Raw genomic sequence first — 21,592 nt, 5'->3', positions numbered from 1 at the left:
AAGGGGGAAACCTATGAGTAAAAATAGAGAGCAGTGGTCGTCTAAGTTTGGTTTTATTATGTCTTCAGCTGGTGCAGCGATTGGTCTTGGAGCTATTTGGAAATTTCCTTATGTCACAGGGATGAGCGGTGGAGGGGCTTTTTTATTAATGTTTATTGCCTTCACAATTCTTATCGGTCTTCCAATGCTAATTTCCGAGTTTATTATTGGACGAGGTGCACAGAAAGAGGCTGTTACCGCTTATAAAAAATTAGCACCGAATAGTTTGTGGACAATTACAGGTCCATTGGGAGTTATCGGTTGCTTCTTGTTGTTATCTTTTTACGCAGTTGTTGGAGGGTGGGTATTAATTTACAGTCTAATGGCAGTTGGTGGAAAAGTGATTCAGCCTAATGCGAACTACCCCGAGTTATTTGGTAGCGTGACAGCGACACCAACTGTGACACTTCTTGGATTAGCTGCATTCTTACTTATTAATATCATTGTTATCTCATTTGGAATTAAAAATGGAATTGAAAAAGCAAGCAAATATATGATGCCGCTTTTGTTTATTTTCTTTATCGTTCTTGTTTTGCGGTCAGTAACGTTAGATGGTGCGATGGAGGGAATTTCGTATTTTTTAAACCCGGACTTTTCTAAAATAACAGGGGAGTCTGTCCTATATGCACTTGGGCAATCATTTTTTGCTCTTGCCGTTGGTTTCTCTTGTATGGTAACTTATAGTTCTTATTTGGAGAAAAAGGTGAGCATCCCATCTTCAGCGGGATCGGTTGTTTTAATGAACATTTTTGTCTCGATCCTTGCAGGACTTGCCATTTTTCCAGTTGTATTTGCTTTTGGTTTTGAACCAGCAGAAGGACCAGGTTTATTGTTCATGGTACTGCCTGCCGTATTTTCACAAATTCCATTAGGGGAGTTCTTTTTAGCAATATTTTTAATCCTATTTTTATTTGCGACATTGACTTCTTCGTTTAGTTTATTAGAAATTATTGTATCTGCCTTCACGGAAAGTGGAAAACATTCGAGGAAAAAAGCTTCGTGGATTTCCGGTATTGTTGTGTTTTTTGCTGGGATTCCAGCTGTATTATCCTTTAGTCTTTTAAAGGACTTTCAAATTTTCGGAAAGACCGTGTTCGATGCGACGGACTTCCTAGTTAGTAATATCCTGTTACCACTAGGCTGTCTCCTTATTGCTCTATTTATCTCGAACAAAATGAATAAACAACTAGTAGAGCAGGAATTCACATTAAGTAACACTTCATCACCTATCTTGTTCTCAACCTGGAAGTTTCTTATGAAATGGGTCGTACCAATTACAATCGTTGTTGTTTTTCTTGGGACAGTTGGGATTATTTAAATTAAAGCTACAAAGTTTATAAAAGAAACTAGTGAAAGAGGCAACTAACCTAAATTTGAGGAAGTTGCCTCTTTTTTCATAGATTGTTGTTTTTACTTATACATTCAGCCCGTTGATTTCTGCTACGGGCACAAGACTCCTCGGGGAGGAATGAGAGCCTCCAGGAAAAGCGGAATCGGCTTGCCCAGCTCGCGAAGAAAATAGGGAAATACCCAAAAGGCGCTTTTTGCCTTTAGGGTATTTCATCTTTTTCATAGCGAGCTAGCTGCTGGAGCCAGACATCGGCTTCGCCTGTGGGGTCTCTCCCTTCCCTCTCTTCCCGCAGGAGTCAAGTTCCCGCAGCGAGAATCAATTCAGTGGGTCAAACTTAGTTTTCTGTAAAAAAACAACAACCTTTACGAAAAACTCCCATGGCGGCTGAAACCAAGCCGCCACCATCTACTATAAAAAAGTAAATTTAATGCCAAAGTGGTATAGGATCGATTCATTTTGGTTATCCTAAACGATTTTATGATGCTTAAAAATACTTTTTTTCATACAAACAGCCTAGTGGAAAGATAGGAGCTAGTGAACAACCTGTAAGTCTGTTATGTTAGTTGACTACTTCTAAGTGGCCATTTTCTAATACTGTGTGGCTATTCCATTTTTTAGCAGGGAAAATAAATGTCCATGGCATACTAGTTTCGTATTCAATTGTTAGTGAGGGGAGGGTGAATATATGCTCTGCCATCACTTTGTTGTTCTCTATATAACGCAGTTTTTTGTTATGAAATGAGAGAGCTTGATTATCAAAATTATGTACTAACACGGTCATTAATAAGTCTCCCTTATGGTTAATCGCTTGCCACAATGGTGCAAGAAAATGACTGCTTGTATTTGTTGTTGTGCTTGTTTCAAGAAAAACTTGCTTAATTCGTTCGCGGTCTTTAGCAGACAGTGTTTTATCCCAGGAAGATTCAAACCGAAGTTTTTGCATCTAGTAACACCTCATTTTATAAATTAATCATAGTTTAGCATAGTGTCCGTAAAAAAGCAGTGTTGGTGGTGGTCCAACTATATAGGTATTGCTTTGGTTAATAATCAGGAGTTTCATAAACATGAAGAAGCCTTTCAATTATGGCGCCTAGAGATATAAAATCGATTTCATTACTATTGGTTGTGCTATTCATTGAAACTCAATTCATATTGGCCATGTTAATCAAAGTTTTTAAAAATGGGGCGTTTGTTCCACAATCAAGACCATGTACAATTTAATTTCAGAATAGTATAAAATCATATTTACTTTTTTCGTTCATGCATGATACTATAAATAAAATTCACCTGCAATGATGAGAAGAGTAGATAAAATCAATTCTTTAAAGAGAGCTCCGTTAGCTGAGAAGGAGCAAGAATTATTTATCGAATCAAGCCTCTGAGCATCATATCGGAACCTTTTAGGGGATGGTATGGCGGGAGCTCCCGTTATAGGGCTAAGGTATAAACAAATTTCTTTATTTGTCGTACCTGATAAGATTAATATGGCAACATATTAATAAACTGGGGTGGCACCGCGATATATAATCTCGCCCCCAAGGCTTAGGTCTTGGGGGTGAGATTTTTTTATTGGAAAAATACTTGATGAACGTAATTAAGATTTAATTTCTATCGGGAGGAATTGTGGAATGAGTATAAAAAAAGTAATGGAATCTTGGAAGTATCATTTTATCTTATTATTTGGCATCGGCGTTTCCAATGTTGGTGCTTGGGTTTATCATATTGCATTGAATTTAATTGTACTTGATATGACAGGCTCGCCTCTTGCTGTTACAGGTCTTTATATTCTCAAACCATTAGCGACGTTATTCACTAATGGATGGTCAGGAAGCTTGATAGATCGATTAAATAAAAAGCACTTAATGGTCGGATTAAATATATTCCAAGTAATTTTTATTGCTTTTCTGCCATTACTTTCTTCTCTTTGGGGCGTCTACTGTTTTGTGTTCGTCATTAATATGGCTAGTTCCATGTTTGCCCCAACATCGATGACGTATATGACAAAGTTGATTCCTAAAGACCAAAGAAAAAAATTTAATTCCCTTCGCAGTTTGATTGATTCGGGAGCTTTTCTTATTGGACCAGCCATAGCAGGTCTGCTGTTCATGATTGGGACACCAACTTATGCGATTTACATCAATGCCATTGCTTTATTCTTATCAGGGCTACTTATTTCTATTATGCCCGATGTTGAAAAGGAGGGATTTACAAAAGCAGCACAAGAAAAGTTATCTTTTAATCTAATGAGAAAAGACTGGAAATTAGTCTTAGATTTTAGTCGCCAGTCCGTCTATATTATGTTCATTTATTTTTTATTTAGTGCAGTAACCGTGATGACTTGGGGGGTGGACTCACTTGAGGCAGCATTCGCCAAGGAAGTGCTTTATCTCTCAGATAGAGACTATGGGTTCCTAGTAAGTATTGCAGGAGCAGGGATTTTGATTGGTTCCATAGTAAACACACTATTCGTTAAAAAGTTAGCTATTTCGTGGCTCATAGGTATCGGATCTATCATTTTATCGCTCGGTTATATCACCTTTTCCTTCTCAAACGGCTTCTTAATGGCAGCTATAGGATGTTTTATTCTCTCTTTTTCGTTGGCGTTTGCCAATACGGGATTCTATACATTTTATCAAAACAACATACCTGTCGATGTTATGGGGAGGATTGGAAGTGTGTACGGTTTGTTAGAAGCCTTTTTTATTATTATCATCATGTCTGTCTGTGGAATTATGGCAGAACTACTATCAATTCAATTCGTTGTTATATCAGGAGCATTAATCATGCTTTTATTATCCATCATACTATTTATTTTTAACATACAGCCATCAAAGGCGAAGTTTTATACTGTATCACCAGTGGATACGGAAGGGATGTGATAGCTCATATTGTTTCACTTATGATTCGATAAAGATTTAGGAACGTTGGTCATACTTTAAAATAGTAGAAGGAAATAGCAGAAGGGCTATCGAAGTTAAAAAGATGAATCATGTGATTAGTAGATTTTATTTTAGAATGGGTGAGAAATTTGAGTGAGAAAGAATTAAAGAAATCAATTGAAACCGTCATTAGCAGCAATGATTTTTCTGGCGCTGTTTTCGTGAAGGATGACACTGAAGTTTTATTTGAATCGGCATTTGGTTTTGCTAATCGTGCAGAAAAACAATTGAATACTGTGCATACACGCTTTGGAATTGCTTCTGGCTGTAAGTTGTTCACAGCAATTGCAATTTGTCAGTTGGTAGAAAAAGGTCTACTCTCTTTTTCTACTAAACTGAAAGATTGTTTGGATGTGGCATTTCCACATTTTAATGAAAAGGTAACCATTCATCACCTTTTAACCCACAGTTCTGGAATTCCAGACTATTTTGATGAAGAGGAAATGGATGATTTTGAAGATCTTTGGAAGCAAACACCAATGTATCTGTTAAGAAATTCCCACGATTTTCTGCCATTGTTCCAAAATAGGAAAATGATGTTCGAACCAGGCGAGAAATTTCATTATAATAATGCGGCTTTCATTGTTCTAGGGTTGGTAGTGGAGAAGCTATCGGGTCTTTCTTTTACCGATTATGTTGAAGCTAATATTTTTAAGCGCTGTGGAATGAATGATTCAGGCTATTTCTCATTGGATCAATTACCTCAAAATACTGCTTATGGCTATATTAACAATGAAGATGGAACATGGAGAACGAATATGTATTCCATTCCTGTCAAAGGAGGGGCAGATGGAGGAGCTTATATTACGGCACCAGACATGGGTAGATTGTGGGAAGCGTTGTTCGATAGCCAACTTTTGAGTGAAAAGTATACAGAATTACTTTCGACTCCTCACATCCACGTGAAAGAGGGAGTCGCCTATGGATACGGACTCTGGATTAACAAGCGGGATGACGACTCGATAGTGAAGTATCATGTAATGGGCTATGACCCGGGAGTAAGTTTTCATTCTGCTTATTATCCTGATTCTGGTATAAAAATTGCTATTCCATCCAATAAAGATTCGGGTCCGAGTAAAGTGATGAAAGCGATGGAAGAGTATTTTACTAGTTAGCTCGGTGTTTTTTATAAGCCATTAAAACTAGTAAATCATTTCAAACAAGTAGTAACGGAATTTTTAAAAGAACAGCAGTAAAAGTTTTTATCTTGGACGCTTTCCTATAGGATGGCGTTTTTTAAATTTTTACGAATCATTTCTGGTTAGAAATCATATGAAAAAGAAGACCAATTATTTGCCAGAAATATATTGTTATTCATGAGGAAAATCAGTAAGCACATTTTTTGGAGGGTTTGTAATGAGGAAGTATGTATATTTCGTGTTTTTAACATTGATTTTATGTATCGTGCTAACTGCCTGTGGTTCTGGAGGTAAACCGTCATCTGAGGCTGAAAAATCAGGTAGTAAAGAACCTGAAAAAACGGAGGAAACAAAGATAGAAGATCAAGGTGAATCAGAAAAACAAGACTCAGAAAATGCATTTGAAGTTGCGACAAGCATAGAGGAAATCATCGAACAGGGAGCAGGGGAATATGCAGGCACTGCGTATAACAAAGCAGTTGTCCATCGGGCATTGGATGAAAATAGCTTTCAAGACAAGGACAGTTTTCAAGTTTATTCACATCTGTTGAGCTTGATGAGTGAAGCGGATCAATTCAAGGAATACTATGATTTTACCAAAAATTTCAATCCCGAAATAGAAACAGTTCTTTCTGAAACACCAGGTGGAATGACACTAGATGATGGTCAGCAAGTTAGTGGCACAGCAAATATTGCCATTTTGCTGGATTCCAGTGGGAGTATGGCTCAAAAGGTCGGGAGCAAATCAAAAATGGAGCAGGCCAAAGAAGCCATTAATCAATTTGTCGCTTCGATGCCAGAAGAAGCCAATATCTCCTTACGGGTGTATGGACACGAAGGCAGTAATGCAGACAGTGACAAGGAACTTTCCTGCAAAAGTACAGAAATGGTGTATGATTTGAAACCTTACAAGAAAGCAGAGTTTGAGGAGTCTTTAAATCAGTTCCAGCCAACTGGTTGGACGCCAATTGCGAAATCGATTGCTGAAACGAAAAAGGACTTTGAAAACATGGATAGTAACAGCCAAAATATCATTTATATAGTAAGTGACGGAGTAGAAACCTGCGATGGTGATCCCGTGCAAGAGGCAAAAAAACTGCATGATTCTAACATAAAAGCGGTTGTAAATATTATCGGTTTTGACGTGAATAGTGAGGGGCAAAAACAATTGCTGGAAGTGGCTAAAGCTGGCGGAGGCAATTTCGAGACAGTCAATTCAGCAGATGATTTTAAAAGGGTGTGGGAAAAGGAACGCGTCCGACTCTATAATGAATGGAGTTCGTGGCGAGCACGGAATTTTAATGATGTGTCCCGGGAACAGACAGATAAAAAGAATGAACTATATGGAAAACGGACAGATTTCATGAATTTAACGTATGACGAGGAGAGTCGCCTAAAAGAAGCGGTAACGTATTTGAATAACAATGAACAAATCAGTGATGAAGTAAAAAGTGAAGTCAGAAGTATGATTGAACAGCGTCAAGATATACTAGCAAAGTTGAAAGAGGAATACAATGCGTTAATTGAGACAGTTGATGAAGGTGGAGACAACCTAAAAGACGCGATTAAAGAAAAAGGCGATGAAATGAAAGATAAATATGGTAGATGAGACGTCGTAATAATGAAAGTTGGTTTGATTTAGTAATAGGAATGATCAAATCTGCAAGAGATTCACTGAAGTTGTATTAGAATAAAAACAACGAAAACACATGAAACTCCTTCAATAAAAGTTTCATGTGTTTTTGTGCATATAACTTTAACTCTCTTCCTTATAAATAAAATAATCAAAGTCAGCATGTAGATTCTGACCAGAAGTATCCTGACACTGCATTCCTACGAATGCACCTGTAAAGAATCCACCGCCATGAATATAATCATCTGAAAGTTTATAGGAATAAAGTTTAATAGGAATTTCTGTCCAGTTCTCCCCATCGAAAGAGTAGGAATACTTGTAGATAGTTGTGTTTACATTAACGCGTAGATGGACATATTCCACATCTTTTGGGATGATAATTTGGTTGTCTTTAAGCGGTTGGTCGAAGGTGAAGTTGTCACAAGTTGTTAATTCAAGAATTCTTCCTTTTTCTTCATTCCATGTAATCTGTAATGCTGTCCAGTTTTGTGTATTATAATAGTTTACTAGTCCGGCCGCTTGTTGGAATGATTCTGGATTAAAGGAAACCTTTGTCTCAGCAATAAAATTAAAATGCTGCCAACGTCTCGCTACAAAAGATTGAGTGAATTTGGATGTTAATGATTCTTTTCCATAAAGCCGTAAGTGCCCAAGATTATCTTTTAATGATATGATCTCTTCACCCAATGGAATACGTAACGACTGGAAATGGTGGTTTAATACATCGCTGTTAAAATCATCTTTCTCATCAAAATCCTTTTCCCATTTTACTTCTTCTATATTAGGTCCTTGAATTTCTAATGATGGTTGGTTACCACCAACAACATAAGGCCAATCATTTTTCCATTCCAAGCGCTGGATTGCAGTTTCCCTTCCTAATGGGCAGTAACCACGTGGGTCTAGCAATGGTTGATCTTCTTGCGGTAATGGCCTTCCTGTTAAATGTACTAAAAACCACTCATCGGTATGAGTCTGAACGATAGAAGCATGTCCAGCTTTTTGGAGTGGGTTTCTTGGGTAAGGAAATGAAGTAATCAATGGATTTTCAGGATGCACTTCATATGGTCCCCAGAGATCCTTTGAGCGGGCTATAGTAGCCTGGTGATCGTATTTAGTTCCTCCTTCAGCTGTTAAAAGGTAGTAATAGCCATTCATCTTATATAGATGAGGTGCTTCAGTTAACTTAATATCTGTTCCTTTAAAAATAATTTCTTTTTTTCCAATAAGTTTTTTCTCATTGACACTGTATTCTTGGAGTATTATCCCATAAAAATTGTGGTTACCGACACGGTGATCCCAAAGCATGTTTACAAGATATTTTTTCCCGTTGTCATCATGGAATAAAGAGGGATCGAAACCTGAACTATTTAAATGGATTGGTTCAGACCATTCACCATCAATAGTGTCACAAGTAACAAGATAATTATGACTGTCCTTCCATTGCCCATTTACTACTTTTACATCGGTATAAATCAGCCAAAACTGACCGTCACTATAGGATAATGCAGGTGCCCAAATACCGCCCGAATCTGGGTTTCCCATCATATTTAATTGACTTAAACGGTTCAGTGGTCTTGAGACTAATCGCCAATTTTTTAAATCCTTTGAGTGATAGATTCCTACACCCGGAAACCATTCAAAAGTAGATACGGCAATATAATAATCTTCTCCTGCTCGACAAATGCTTGGATCTGGGTTGAATCCTGTTAAAATTGGGTTTTGAATAGTTGTCATTGTGAATACACCTCTCCTATAAAAATATAAAACAGTACGAAATCACAGATGAAATTTTCTAAATGAGTACATCCCCCCTTTACATTTCTTGCAAATCAATCGTTAAAAAGTTTTCACTAGCATAAGCAGCAACTCCTAATGCGGTTGAATGAGTAGATAACTTTGAAAAATCAATACTTAAGTCTTTTTGGTGAGTCCAGAGCGTACGATTCCTTCTTTTTCTAAGTGGTTCTTCCAACCATTTATGAGAGGAAGCTAAACGGTTACCGATAATGACTTGTTCAGGGTTAAAGATATTTATAATGTTATTAATGCCAGTTCCTAAATAATCGCCAATTTCCTCAAAAACTTTCATTACCTCTTCATGCCCGTTATCAGCAAGTTTATTTAAACTTTCAAGAGAAGGCTCCTGCCCAGGTTCCGTCTCAATTCCATTTCGAATCGCGCGGCTAACTAATGCTTTTTCTGAAGCATACAACTCCCAACAACCTTGATTTCCACATCGACATTTAGCACCATTTTGTTCAATTGTCATGTGCCCAAATTCTCCAGAAAACCCGTTATTTCCTTTATAAAGCTGCCCATTTAAAATGAGTCCAACGCCTATCCCTATTCCAACACTTACATAAATAATATTATTAGAGTCTTTCCCTACGCCGAATTTTTTTTCTCCGTAAGCACCTGCATTTGCTTCATTTTCAATTTGAACGAGTACGTTATACTTTTCTTCCATTACTTTTTTTAGATTAATATTTTTCCAATTTAAATTGGGAGCCAAAAGTATTTCTCCGTCTGTACTCACCGTTCCGGGTACACCAATACCTATGCCAACTAATCCATAGTGACTTGGAGGCATGGAGGAGATTAACGTATCCACAATAATAAATAATTCTTTTGTTATTTCCTCATAGGTTAGGTCATTAAATTTAATAAGTTTTTCATTGCAAATATTGCCTTGAAGATCGGTCAATATCCCGAGAATATAATTAACACCTATGTCAATACCAATGGAATAACCAGCTAATTGATTGAATAACAACATCACTGGTCTTCTTCCTCCACTAGAAACTCCAGGCCCAGATTCAAGAATTAATTTTTCTCTGAGCAATTCATTTACTTGAGAAGATACTGTTCCCTTATTCAGACCTGTTTTATTGGCAATATCGGCCCTTGAAATAGGGGTGAATTCTTTAATTGTTTGTAAAACTAATGATTTATTGCCTTTTTTGACAACATGCTGATTAAATGTTTGGTTTATTTTCATATGTACCCTCAACTCTCTCATTTATTTTCCTTAGTGTACCATTTTATAATTATATTATAAACTTAGTTTATCCACTAGACAAACATTGTTTCACGTGGTAATCTGAAAATGTGGCAATATTTCAAAAAAAGAACATTGGGGGTTTTAGTATGAAAAGAAAGAAAGCGATTACAACTTTTTTTGCCATTTTTTCCTCCCTGTTATTAATAACAGGTTGTTCAGGATCAGATGAGGAAGCTTCGGGGTCCGGGGATGGTAAAACAATAGAGTTTATGCATTTATGGCCTGAGGGGAGCTCTAAACAGCATAATGAAATTGTAAGCGATATCATTGAGGATTTTGAAAGTCAACATCCGGATGTAACAGTTGATCTCGAAGTTTTAAGCAATGAGCAATACAAAGATAAATTAAAAGTATTATCAACTTCTAATGAATTACCAGATGTCGGAATGACTTGGGCTGCAGGTTTTTTAGAGCCTTATGTTGATGGCGATAAGTTTGCGCCTTTAGATGATTTACTTGAAGGGGATTTAAAAGACAGCTTCGTATCTGGAACTTCAGAAGCTTATGCTATTGATGGAAGTACGTATGGTTTGCCACTTGAGTTGAATATTGCGACTGTATTTTACAATAAAGAAATTTTTGAAAAGTATGATCTAGAAGCACCTAAAACATATAAAGAATTTCAAGAAGTAGTTAAAACGCTAAGTGATAACGGAGTAGCTCCAATTGCCCTAGGAAATAAAGATCGTTGGACTGGTTCGCTATGGTATATGTATCTTGCTGACAGAATCGGTGGGGGAGATGTATTAACGAATGCCATTAATAGATCCGGTTCCTTTGAAGACCCAGCACTAGTTTCAGCAGCTGAAGAAGTACAAAACTTAGTAGATATGGATGCATTCGTTAAAGGTTTTAATGGTCTTTCAGATGAAGAAGCGAAGAGCATGTTTATGAACGAGCAAGCTGCAATGTACTTAATTGCTACATGGGATTTGCCAAACTACACAACAAATGAAGATGTCCCTCAGGAGTTCAGAGACTCTGTAGGTTATTTTAACTTCCCGACAGTAGATGGAAAGGGAGATATGAACAGCTTTGTTGGTGGCCCTGGTGTTGGATTGTTTGTAGCGGAAAATTCAGATGTAAAAGAAGAGGCAAAAGAATTTGCATCATTCTTCGTACAGCAATGGGGAGAAAAGTCTGTGACAGAAGCTGGTGTTATCCCTGCTACGAAAGTGGATGCTAAAACCTTGGATCTGCCTCAAATGTATGTTGATGTTCTAGAAGATTTAAACAATGCAAGTAACATTACTTTATTTGCAGATGTTCAAATGAGTGCAGATGTAGCACAGGTTCATTTGGATATGATTCAATCACTCTTCGGTAAAGAAGTGTCACCGAAGGATTTTGCGAAAGAGCATGAAAAGGCACTTTCAGAAGAATAGTAGAATCTGGATGTAACGAAAGGAAGTAACTGAAGAAAAGGACATACCCTAATGGTGGATTGTCCTTTTCTATTTTTAAGATAGGGGGTTGAATGTCATGAATAAAGTAATGTCCAATAAATGGATTATAGCATTATACGTTCTTCCGGCACTCCTATTAATTGGTGTTCTTATATTCATCCCACTAATCCTGACAGGGTATTATGGTTTAATGGACTGGGATGGTATTGGCGCTATGGAGTTTATAGGACTAGAAAACTATATCAATGCAATCCAGGATGAAAAGTTTTGGGAGAGTGCAGGTCATTCGTTCCTACTTGCTGTGTTTTCTACACTTAGTTTAATTATTTATCTAGCAATCTCACTTATACTGGCATCAAAAATAAAAGGAGCTAACCTATTACGGAAAATCTACTTAATTCCGATGCTTTTGTCTTCTGTAGCAATTGCCCAACTGTGGATTAAAGTCTTTAATCCGACAAACGGAATGTTAAACAGTATTCTGATGGCAATTGGAATTGAAAATCCCCCTGCATGGTTGGCTGAACCTTCTGTTGTATTATACGCAATATTTATTCCTATTTTATGGCAATACGCGGGTTTTTATATTCTGATATATTATGCAGCGTTGAAAAATATCCCTGAGTCATTAGTAGAGGCTGCGAAAATGGATGGAGCAACTCCGCTTCAAATTGCCTATAAAATAAAGTTGCCTTTGATTATGGGAGTAGTGAAAGTAACAATTGTACTAGCTGTTGTCGGTTCACTGAAATACTTTGACTTAATCTATGTTATGACTGGTGGAGGGCCAAATGGTGCTAGTGAAGTTATGGCGTCCTATATGTATAAACTGGCCTTTTCAAGTAATGACTTTGGTTATGGTAGTGCAATCGGCTTCCTGTTATTAATCATTACTTTAATCGTGACCGTAATCGTTCGTAAGGCCACTGCTACTAAAGAAGAAATTCAATATTAAAGGGAGGTTTGTACAATGGGGCGTGTAGGTTATTTTTTCCTCTACCTTTGTTTAGCAATAGTAGCTGTGTTTCAGGTTTTCCCGATTATTTGGCTGTTTATGTTTTCTTTAAAAGATAATCAGGAAATCTTCTCGAAATCTCCATTTGCATTGCCATCTGAATTTCGGTGGGAAAATTATGCAAAAGTCTGGGAAGGTGGAATTGGTGTTTACTTCTGGAACAGTATTTGGATTACAGGTGTAGCAATTATTCTAACTGTACTATTAGCAAGTATGGCTACCTTTGCCATTACAAGGATGAAATGGAAACTTAGCAAATTAGTATTAGGGTTATTTATGGTGGGGTTAATGATTCCAATTCATTCTTCTATAATACCGCTCTTCAGTATGTTTTTAAATGTTAATTTAATTGATAATCCATGGTCGATTGTAATCACATATACGGCCTATAATTTACCGATTACGATGATGATTCTACTTGGCTTCTATTATACGTTACCTCGTGAAATAGAGGAGGCAGCTATCATTGATGGTTGTTCGGTTCATCGGATGTTTTTCAAAATTATACTACCAATGACAATACCAATTATGTCTACAACGGTTATTATTAACATGATTTATAACTGGAATGAATTTGTTTTTGTAAACACATTTATTAGTTCAGATGAATATAAAACACTTACAGTTGGGATCCAAAACTTTATTGGACAATATATGACAGATTGGGGAGCGATTGGAGCGACGCTAATCATTAGTGTATTGCCAATATTACTTGCCTTTTTATTCTTTAGCAATAAGGTTGTCGAAGGTATTTCTTCAAGTGCTGTTAAAGGATAATCTATCAATAAAAAATCACTTTCTCTTTTAGAATGAATAAAAGAGAAAGTGATTTTTTATTTTGCATTAATAGACAGTAAAACCCCATCTCAAAGATGGAGAAATCAGAGAAACATAGATGGAGGATGGAAAAGTCTCTAACCGCTGATTGAAGTTTCACTTTAGTTTTCCTGTTTGTGTTGCACTTTATTAAAGGCATGTAAGCAAGCCCACATCGTAATAAAGGCATAAGAACTTCCGCCGAAAATAAATGCCAAAGCAGGGAGAAAGTTCATGACAAAATAAAGCAAACCGAGACACAGAATGATTAAAAATGTATGAAGGGGATTTATCAGCATAATGAGAAGAGCATTTTTAATCAATTGCACTATTTTTAGGTCATAATGCACAAATGATGGAAATATATAGAATAAAAATATAAGGAATAGTAACATGAATGCGAATAATGGGATAGAGATCCATGTGAAAAGATTATTCAAGTTAATTTGGATGTACCAGATATCGATTCCGATAAGGAGTACAATTGCCATAATAACTAGTCCTAACCGATTACTTTTCCAGAATTCTTTTTTAAAATATCCCCAAAAAGTCTTGAAAACTGGTAAATCCGTATTTCCCCTTAACCAATCTCGCACGATGGCAAACATTGCAATGGTAGAGGGGAAAAAGCCAAGAATAATTCCGCCAACTAATGAAAATAAAATCCACAATACATTTATGTATGCAAAGCGTGTGATCCATTCCATTATGCTATAAAGGGCATTCCTTGTATTGTTCATAGGCATAACCTCCTCTAGTTATGAAGTCAACTTTCCTAATCATGCCCTATTATACGGTATCCATCGCTATTTAGCATTAATAAAATATTAATTTATGAAACTTTGTTTATCTAATAGACAAACTAACTTAATCTTGTTATACTATCAATGTAAGCATTTACATTGATGTATCATAATTCTCCTGCATTGAACCGGCAGTACTTCCGCCATCAAACTATTTTAAAGTAATGTAAGGCATGCAAGTGGACCAACTGCTAGTAAATGTTAGGGCTGTTTAATTACATGTAAGTAGGGGGAGAATCCCCGCTAAAAAAGAGAAACCTTATTATAAAAATTTTAGGAGGAACAATCTGTGGCTTATTTTACTAACATCAACAAAATTAAATATGAAGGTTCAACTTCAACAAACCCATATGCATTTAAATTCTATAATCCTGAAGAAAAAATTGGTGGCAAAACAATGGAAGAACTCCTGCGTTTTGGTGTAGCCTACTGGCATACTTTCACAATGGACGGTTCTGATCCATTTGGAGCTGGTACCATGATTCGTCCGTGGGATAAATACACTGGAATGGATTTAGCCAAGGCACGAGTGGAAGCTGCTTTTGAATTTTTTGAAAAACTAGATGTACCATTCTTCTGCTTCCATGATGTAGATATTGCACCAGAGGGAAGTAATTTAAGAGAAACGAATCAAAACCTTGATACAATCGTTAGCATGATAAAAGATTACATGAAAGATAGTAAGACAAAACTACTTTGGAATACAGCGAACAATTTCACACATCCCCGATTTGTACATGGTGCTGCATCTTCTAATAATGCGGATATTTTCGCGTACTCTGCAGCGAAAGTGAAAAAAGGGTTAGAAATTGGTAAAGAATTAGGAGCAGAAAACTATGTGTTCTGGGGTGGACGTGAAGGTTACGAAACATTATTGAATACAGATATGAAGCTTGAAATGGATAATTTAGGCCGCTTCTTCCATATGGCTGTTGATTATGCAAAAGAAATCGGCTTTGATGCACAATTCCTAATCGAACCTAAACCGAAAGAGCCTACGACACACCAATATGATTTTGATGTAGCTACAGGCTTTGCATTTTTGCAAAACTATGGTCTACAAGATCACTTTAAATTCAATATTGAGGCAAACCACGCAACACTGGCGGGACATACATTTGAGCATGAACTTCGCTATGCACGTGTAAACAATATGCTAGGTTCCGTTGACGCGAACCAAGGTGATCCATTATTAGGATGGGATACAGACGAATTCCCAACAGATCTGCATTCTACAACATTAGCAATGTATGAAATTTTAAAAAATGGTGGGCTAGGCCGCGGTGGATTAAACTTCGACGCAAAAGTTAGAAGAGGTTCCTTTGAGCCAGAAGATTTATTCCATGCTCACATCGCTGGAATGGATAGCTTCGCTGTTGGACTAAAAGTCGCTCAAAAACTAATTGATGATAAAATCCTTGATGATGTAGTGGAAAATCGTTATAAGAGCTATACAGAAGGAATTGGACTCGATATTGTTGAAGGAAAAACGGACTTCCACAAGCTTGAGGAACATGCGTTAGGCTTATCAGAAGTGAAGCAGCAATCTGGTCGTTTGGAAAAAATTAAAGCAACAATTAATCAATATTTACTGAAAGCTTACGCTGGCGAATAAGGCCTTACTTATAGAAGAGGTGTTGCTATGAAATACGTAATTGGTGTTGATTTAGGAACAAGTGCGGTAAAAATTTTGCTTGTTAATCAAAATGGGGATGTTGTTCAAGAGGTCTCTAAAGATTATCCTTTGATCCAGGAGAAAACAGGATATAGTGAACAGGACCCTAAAGTTTGGGTAGATCAGACAGTTGCAGGACTGTCTGATCTTCTCAGAGATTTTAATGGGCATCCAGAAAGTATTGAAGGAATTAGTTTTTCCGGACAAATGCATGGACTTGTACTGCTTGATGAAAAAAATGATGTTTTGCGTAATGCCATTCTTTGGAATGACACAAGAACAACTGCTGAGTGCAAGCAAATTTATGATGTTATTGGCAAAGAGCGTTTACTAGCCGTTACGAAAAACCCCGCGTTGGAAGGGTTTACCTTACCAAAATTACTTTGGGTGAAGAAGCATGAGCCAGAGATTTATAGGAAGGCTAAAACATTTGTACTACCTAAGGACTATTTACGTTATAAGCTTACAGGCAGATTGCATATGGAATACTCGGATGCAGCTGGAACATTATTATTAAATATTAGTGAAAAAACGTGGAGCAAAGAAATTTGTGATTTACTAGAAATTGATGAAAATCTTTGCCCGGAATTAGTAGACTCCCATGAAGAGGTAGGGAAAATCACTCCTGAAATTGCTGAATCTACTGGTCTAATGACTTCAACTCGTGTATTAGCTGGTGGAGCAGATAACGCATGCGGAGCAATTGGTTCTGGAATTCTGGAGGATGGAAAAACACTTTGCAGTATTGGAACTTCTGGTGTCGTTCTTTCCTATGAATCTAGTAATAATAAGGAATTCCAAGGCAAGGTCCATTACTTTAATCATGGTGCGCCAAATGCCTATTATACAATGGGGGTTACACTTGCGGCAGGCTACAGCCTAAGTTGGTTCAAAGATGTTTTTGCCAAAGATGAAACTTTTGAAGAATTGGTAAGTGAAGTGGGGACTGTCCCTGCTGGTTCAAATGGCCTGTTGTTTACGCCATATGTAGTAGGAGAAAGAACGCCACATGCGGATGCTGTTATTCGTGCAAGCTTTATTGGAATGGACAGCTCACATGAAAGAAAGGATTTTGTTCGAGCTGTTATGGAAGGAATCACCTTTTCATTAAATGAATCACTAGCTATTTTTCGTGAAAATGGTAAAAAGATCGATACAATTGTTTCTACAGGTGGTGGCACGAAAAATGAGGAATGGCTTCAAATGCAAGCTGATATTTTCGATGCTAAAATTGTGAAACTTTCAAGCGAGCAAGGGCCAGGCATGGGAGCGGCAATGCTGGCGGCTTATGGCTGTGGCTGGTTTAATTCGTTGAAAGAATGTGCAGACGAATTTTTGGATGTGGATAAGGAATTTGTACCAAATAAAGACAATGTAGAAAAATATAAGAAGTTGTTTGATATTTATCAAGAGGTATACGCTCAAACACAAGGATTAAATAAAAAACTAGCAGACTATCGAAAATAAAATATCCATATAAAAAGGCTATCTCAGAAGTGCGCAGAGGAATAGAAACGCTTCTTGAGGTAGCCTCTTTACACATCAAAATGAGGAGATGAAGTAATTGAAGTATAACCAACTTGGAAACACGGACTTGAATATAAGTGAATTAAGTTTTGGTACATGGGCAATTGGTGGCGCATGGGGGAAATTGAATGATAAGGAAGCGTTGAAAGCTTTGGATTACGCGATGGAACAAGGAGTAAATTTCTTTGATACTGCAGATGTTTATGGAGATGGACATAGCGAAGAGTTGCTTGCTAGAGCGACAAAAGGGAAGGAATCATCTGTACATATAGCAACTAAATTTTGTCGTAGTGCAGACATACATTCTCCTGAAACATACTCTATGGAAAGTGTACGAGCATTTTGCGAAAATAGCTTGAAACGATTGAATAGAGAAACAATCGATTTATACCAGATTCATTGTCCGCCTATGAAGATTTTAGAAGATGGCGGTGTATTTGAAGTACTCGAAAAGTTAAAAGAGGAAGGAAAAATTCGTTATTATGGTGTTAGTGTTGAAACAGTGGAAGAAGGTATGTTCTGTCTTAAGAATACAAATGTAAGCTCATTGCAAGTAATTTTTAATATGTTAAGGCAAAAGCCATTGGATACATTATTTCCGATGGCAGCGGAGAGAAATGTCGGGATTCTTGCACGTGTTCCATTAGCCAGTGGACTTTTAACCGGGAAATTCACTAAAAATTCCACATTTGAGCGTGACGATCATCGTCATTTTAATCAGAATGGGGAAGCCTTTAATGTTGGGGAAACATTCGCTGGTTTAGATTTTCAAAAGGGGGTAGAATTAAGCAGACAGCTAAAATGGGTTGAAAATGAACGAGGTAATAGGACAAGAGCTGCACTTAAGTGGATCTTAGAACAAGAAGAAGTGACAAGTGTTATTCCAGGATTCAGAAATGTTGAACAGGTAGAGGATAACTTACAGGCTTTACATGTTAAAGGTTTTAGTAAAGATGAACTACAGCGATTGAAAGACTTTTATGAGAAAGAGGTTCACGCTCATATTCGGGGCGCTTATTAATAGAATTCGCCCCAAGTAAGTGCCGTGGAGGAGAATAAAAATTGTTCCTAAACAAGAGATGTGACCTTAAACCTCTTCTCTAAGCAGGGGGAAGGTTATTTAATGGAGAGAAGATATTTTATATGATACAAAAGAACTCCAGTAGGATCTGGAGTTCTTTCGTGTTATTTATTCAGAGGGTCGGCCGATTAAACACACTCTAATATTCTACAGAAAACCTAAAAGTAGTCCGCTGATGATAGATTTCACCTGGTTGTACTATCACACTCGGAAAACCCTTATGATGCAAGGATGCTGGTGAGCCTTGTGTCTCAAAGCAAACCCCTAAATGTTTTTTGGAAGGTCCTTCTGCTAATTCTAGACCGCTACCTAAATTATTTGCAGTATACATAACCATGCCAGGTTGATCCGTCTCAATTGTAAGAACTCGTCCGTTGCCAGTATCTTTTACTACTACGCTTTCTCTCCTATCATGATCAAAGAGAAAATAGTGATCGTACCCATTGCCAGCAATTTTATTTTGTTTTGCTTTTGTTGTTATACCGTCATTCAATTTGCGTCCTTGGCGAAAGTCGAAGGGTGTATTCACAGCATTTGTTATCGTACCAGTTGGAATGAGCTTATCATCTAGTTCCACAAATTGTTTACTATCTATTATTACATGGTGATTGTTTATCGTATCTTTTACATTCCCACTTAGATTAAAATAAGAATGATTTGTCATTGTAAGTGGGGTTGTTTTGTCTGTGGTACCCGAATATTGGAGAATAAGTTCATTCTTATTGTTTAACATATAAGTGACAGATACTTTAATATTGCCGGGATATCCACCTTCCCCATCACTACTTGAGTGAGAGAGCTTTACACCTATTGTATCATTCTCTTGAAACGGCTCCGTGTCCCATATAACTCGATGAAGTCCGTTTGATCCTCCGTGTAAATGATTAGCTCCGTCATTTGCTTCCAATTCATGTTTTTTTCCATCAATCTCAAAGTTTGCTTCCTGAATTCTGCCAGCTACTCTTCCAATTAACGCACCAAAGAAGTTAGGATCTGTTTCATAATCTTTATAGTTTTTATAACCTAGAACAATGTTTTCAAATGTCCCATCTTTATCAGGTGTAATAATTTGTGTAATAATTCCACCATAGTTTAAGAGACGTATAGACATTCCGTTATCGTTTATTAAATTAAATTGCTTCCAATCGTTTTGTAGTTTGGTTGTTTCTATTTTCATAGTATCACCTCAAAATAAACTATTTACTAACCCGAAGGCATAAAAGAAGTATTAGTGGGGGATAAACTAAAGCTCCCCCTGATGGAGTTTCACTTTATTCGAAAAGTAGGCATCTGTCTGTCAACAGATGCCTTTTACACAAGATATTAAGATATTTTAGAGTTTTTTGTTGTAGGTGTTTTCCAAAAACTTTCCATTTGTTCAAGAGATTTCCCCTTCGTTTCGGGAACGAATTTCCAAACAAATATAGCAGAGAGAACACTCATAACACCATAGAGACCATAAGTTAACCCGCCGCTATACTCCATCATCATTGGATAAGTAGATGAAACTAAATAGTTAGCCGCCCATTGTGCTGCTACAGCAATAGCTACTGCCTGACCCCGAATCTTGTTAGGGAAAATTTCTGAAATTAATACCCAACATATTGGACCCCATGACATCATAAAGGAAGCGGTGTACACGATAATAAATAGTAGTGTACTAATACTTATAATATTAGCAAAGGCTAGACCAGATACACCAAACATACCAACAGCCATACCAATAGAGCCGATTATTAATAATGGCTTACGTCCCCATCTATCTACAGTCATAATAGCAATAACAGTAAAGAGTACATTTACTAATCCCATAACAATTGTCTGTAACATGGAAGCATCTTTTGCAGCACCCATACTTTCAAAAATGCGTGGAGCATAATAGAGGGCAACGTTGATGCCGACAAATTGTTGAAATACAGAAAGCAGTATTCCTATCACAATAACTGTTTTACCATAAGCAAAGGTAGATAGCTTTTCCGAAGAAGTACTAACCGATTGTTTTATCTCGCTTAGGATAGATTTTGCTGATGCAGCACCATTAATTTTAGTTAAAATAGCTAATGCACCGTCATCTTTATTTTTTAAAGCTAAATAGCGAGGTGTTTCGGGAACAAAAAATAAAAATGTACAAAACAGCAATGCTGGAATAGCTTCCGAAGCAAACATATATCTCCATCCAACTTCGTCAATCCATTCTACTGACTGTCCATTGGCTATTCCCCAGTTAACGAAATAAACAACAAGCATACCAAAGATGATTGCGAACTGGTTAAACGATACTAGGCGACCTCGAATTTTTGCAGGGGCAATTTCCCCTATATACATAGGAACAATAGCCGAAGCTAAACCAACACCGATTCCACCAATAATCCGGTAAAAGTTAAAGGTAAGTAGTAATGCAATAGTTGGCTCTCCCGGTGTGAAAAAGAGAAACTCTGGATATGCAGAACCTAGAGCGGATAATAAAAAAAGTATAGCAGCTACAATTAGTGATTTTTTACGTCCGAATGCAGACGAAAAATAGCCTGATATTAGACCTCCAATAATACAACCAATTAAAGCACTGGAAATGGTTGCACCATGTACAAAGGAACTTAAATCTAACCCATCAACTAAATAAGCTTCTATGGATTTTTCTGCGCCAGAAATTACAGCAGTATCATAACCAAAGAGTAAACCACCAAGAGTTGCAACTAACGTAATGGAAAAAATGTAAAGTGAACTTTTTTGTTGTGTCATGATTTGTTGAAGGCATATCTTCCTAATCTCACTCTATTAATTATAACGCTTTCATTTTAGCAGTCTATTATTTAAAGCGTTTTCAATTAATAGCATAATTTATTAGGATAGAAAACGACCCTCTTCCTCCTTTTCTATTAAATTTGCTATTAACATAGTAAAGTATTTGATTGAATTGTACCAAAAACATCTTAGTTTGTCTAATCGATAAACTAAGATGTTTTATTGCATTGCGCGATCGATGGAGGAAAGAATTGGACTAAGCTTGATATATCAATTCCTAAAGAGTATAAAGAGATTTTTACGGTGGTAATATACTAGCAAGATTTATCTCTATTGGCGAGGGAGCAATGTGGTCCTTTGCGAAT

At 37.0% G+C, this 21,592-nt stretch carries 16 protein-coding genes and 1 other annotated feature; of the genes, 10 read left to right on the top strand and 6 right to left on the bottom strand.

The genetic code is table 11. The annotated features are described in order from the left end of the window. Window positions 1-13: 13 nt before the first annotated feature. Window positions 14-1,357 carry a sodium-dependent transporter gene (locus tag ACFSUL_RS16700; RefSeq protein WP_377937058.1) on the top strand — a complete coding sequence of 448 codons (1,344 nt, stop codon included), beginning with the start codon at window positions 14-16 and terminating at the stop codon, window positions 1,355-1,357. A gap of 592 nt (window positions 1,358-1,949) precedes the next feature. On the opposite strand, the gene ACFSUL_RS16695 is transcribed toward ACFSUL_RS16700, so the two are convergent. Next, a complete protein-coding gene (locus ACFSUL_RS16695; protein ID WP_377937057.1) occupies window positions 1,950-2,333 on the bottom strand; it encodes an SLAP domain-containing protein in 384 nt (127 codons plus the stop codon). 340 nt (window positions 2,334-2,673) lie between these two features. Then, window positions 2,674-2,930 (top strand) — a binding site (T-box leader). An 88-nt stretch (window positions 2,931-3,018) separates the two neighbouring features. On the opposite strand from ACFSUL_RS16695, the gene ACFSUL_RS16690 reads away from it, so the two are divergent. From ACFSUL_RS16690 to ACFSUL_RS16680, 3 genes are all read left to right on the top strand, one after another. Continuing rightward, window positions 3,019-4,269: an MFS transporter gene (locus ACFSUL_RS16690; protein ID WP_377937056.1), complete on the top strand. Its 1,251-nt coding sequence runs from the start codon at window positions 3,019-3,021 to the stop codon at window positions 4,267-4,269. 149 nt (window positions 4,270-4,418) lie between these two features. After that, window positions 4,419-5,444, top strand: a complete 1,026-nt coding sequence (locus ACFSUL_RS16685) for a serine hydrolase domain-containing protein (RefSeq protein ID WP_377937055.1) — start codon at window positions 4,419-4,421, stop codon at window positions 5,442-5,444. A gap of 241 nt (window positions 5,445-5,685) precedes the next feature. Continuing rightward, a complete protein-coding gene (locus tag ACFSUL_RS16680) occupies window positions 5,686-7,077 on the top strand; it encodes a VWA domain-containing protein (protein WP_377937054.1) in 1,392 nt (463 codons plus the stop codon). 147 nt (window positions 7,078-7,224) lie between these two features. Here the strand turns inward: ACFSUL_RS16680 and ACFSUL_RS16675 are convergent, their stop codons facing one another. Further along, window positions 7,225-8,835 carry a glycoside hydrolase family 43 protein gene (locus ACFSUL_RS16675; RefSeq protein WP_377937053.1) on the bottom strand — a complete coding sequence of 537 codons (1,611 nt, stop codon included), beginning with the start codon at window positions 8,833-8,835 and terminating at the stop codon, window positions 7,225-7,227. A gap of 79 nt (window positions 8,836-8,914) precedes the next feature. Continuing rightward, window positions 8,915-10,099: an ROK family transcriptional regulator gene (locus ACFSUL_RS16670; protein ID WP_377937052.1), complete on the bottom strand. Its 1,185-nt coding sequence runs from the start codon at window positions 10,097-10,099 to the stop codon at window positions 8,915-8,917. A gap of 149 nt (window positions 10,100-10,248) precedes the next feature. On the opposite strand from ACFSUL_RS16670, the gene ACFSUL_RS16665 reads away from it, so the two are divergent. The 3 genes from ACFSUL_RS16665 (at window position 10,249) to ACFSUL_RS16655 (ending at window position 13,360) form a co-directional block, all read left to right on the top strand. Then, window positions 10,249-11,547, top strand: a complete 1,299-nt coding sequence (locus tag ACFSUL_RS16665; RefSeq protein ID WP_377937051.1) for an extracellular solute-binding protein — start codon at window positions 10,249-10,251, stop codon at window positions 11,545-11,547. A gap of 97 nt (window positions 11,548-11,644) precedes the next feature. Beyond that, window positions 11,645-12,523, top strand: a complete 879-nt coding sequence (locus tag ACFSUL_RS16660) for a carbohydrate ABC transporter permease (RefSeq protein WP_377937050.1) — start codon at window positions 11,645-11,647, stop codon at window positions 12,521-12,523. A gap of 15 nt (window positions 12,524-12,538) precedes the next feature. Beyond that, window positions 12,539-13,360, top strand: coding sequence for a carbohydrate ABC transporter permease (locus ACFSUL_RS16655; RefSeq protein ID WP_071412444.1), 822 nt, complete (start codon window positions 12,539-12,541; stop codon window positions 13,358-13,360). Window positions 13,361-13,521: 161 nt separating this feature from the next. Here the strand turns inward: ACFSUL_RS16655 and ACFSUL_RS16650 are convergent, their stop codons facing one another. After that, window positions 13,522-14,139 (bottom strand): YesL family protein, encoded by a 618-nt coding sequence (locus ACFSUL_RS16650; protein ID WP_377937049.1) that lies wholly within the window; start codon window positions 14,137-14,139, stop codon window positions 13,522-13,524. A gap of 352 nt (window positions 14,140-14,491) precedes the next feature. Here ACFSUL_RS16650 and xylA point away from each other — a divergent pair, with 352 nt between their 5' ends. From xylA to ACFSUL_RS16635, 3 genes are all read left to right on the top strand, one after another. After that, window positions 14,492-15,817 (top strand): xylose isomerase, encoded by a 1,326-nt coding sequence (gene xylA / locus ACFSUL_RS16645; RefSeq protein WP_071412442.1) that lies wholly within the window; start codon window positions 14,492-14,494, stop codon window positions 15,815-15,817. 27 nt (window positions 15,818-15,844) lie between these two features. Continuing rightward, on the top strand, window positions 15,845-17,344 hold the full coding sequence (xylB, locus tag ACFSUL_RS16640; protein ID WP_377937048.1) for a xylulokinase: 1,500 nt from the start codon (window positions 15,845-15,847) through the stop codon (window positions 17,342-17,344). 97 nt (window positions 17,345-17,441) lie between these two features. Continuing rightward, window positions 17,442-18,425, top strand: a complete 984-nt coding sequence (locus ACFSUL_RS16635) for an aldo/keto reductase (protein WP_377937047.1) — start codon at window positions 17,442-17,444, stop codon at window positions 18,423-18,425. Window positions 18,426-18,624: 199 nt separating this feature from the next. Here ACFSUL_RS16635 and ACFSUL_RS16630 read toward each other — a convergent pair whose 3' ends face one another. After that, window positions 18,625-19,662, bottom strand: coding sequence for an aldose epimerase family protein (locus tag ACFSUL_RS16630; protein ID WP_377937046.1), 1,038 nt, complete (start codon window positions 19,660-19,662; stop codon window positions 18,625-18,627). Between the two features lie 146 nt (window positions 19,663-19,808). After that, window positions 19,809-21,224 (bottom strand): D-xylose transporter XylE, encoded by a 1,416-nt coding sequence (gene xylE / locus ACFSUL_RS16625; RefSeq protein WP_071412438.1) that lies wholly within the window; start codon window positions 21,222-21,224, stop codon window positions 19,809-19,811. Between the last annotated feature and the right edge of the window lie 368 nt (window positions 21,225-21,592).

It is taken from the genome of Bacillus seohaeanensis (genome assembly GCF_042684945.1).
GTDB lineage: Bacteria > Bacillota > Bacilli > Bacillales > Bacillaceae_B > Rossellomorea > Rossellomorea seohaeanensis.
The sequence above is the reverse complement of the archived record's forward strand: the minus strand, read 5'-3'. Positions and strand labels throughout refer to the sequence as shown.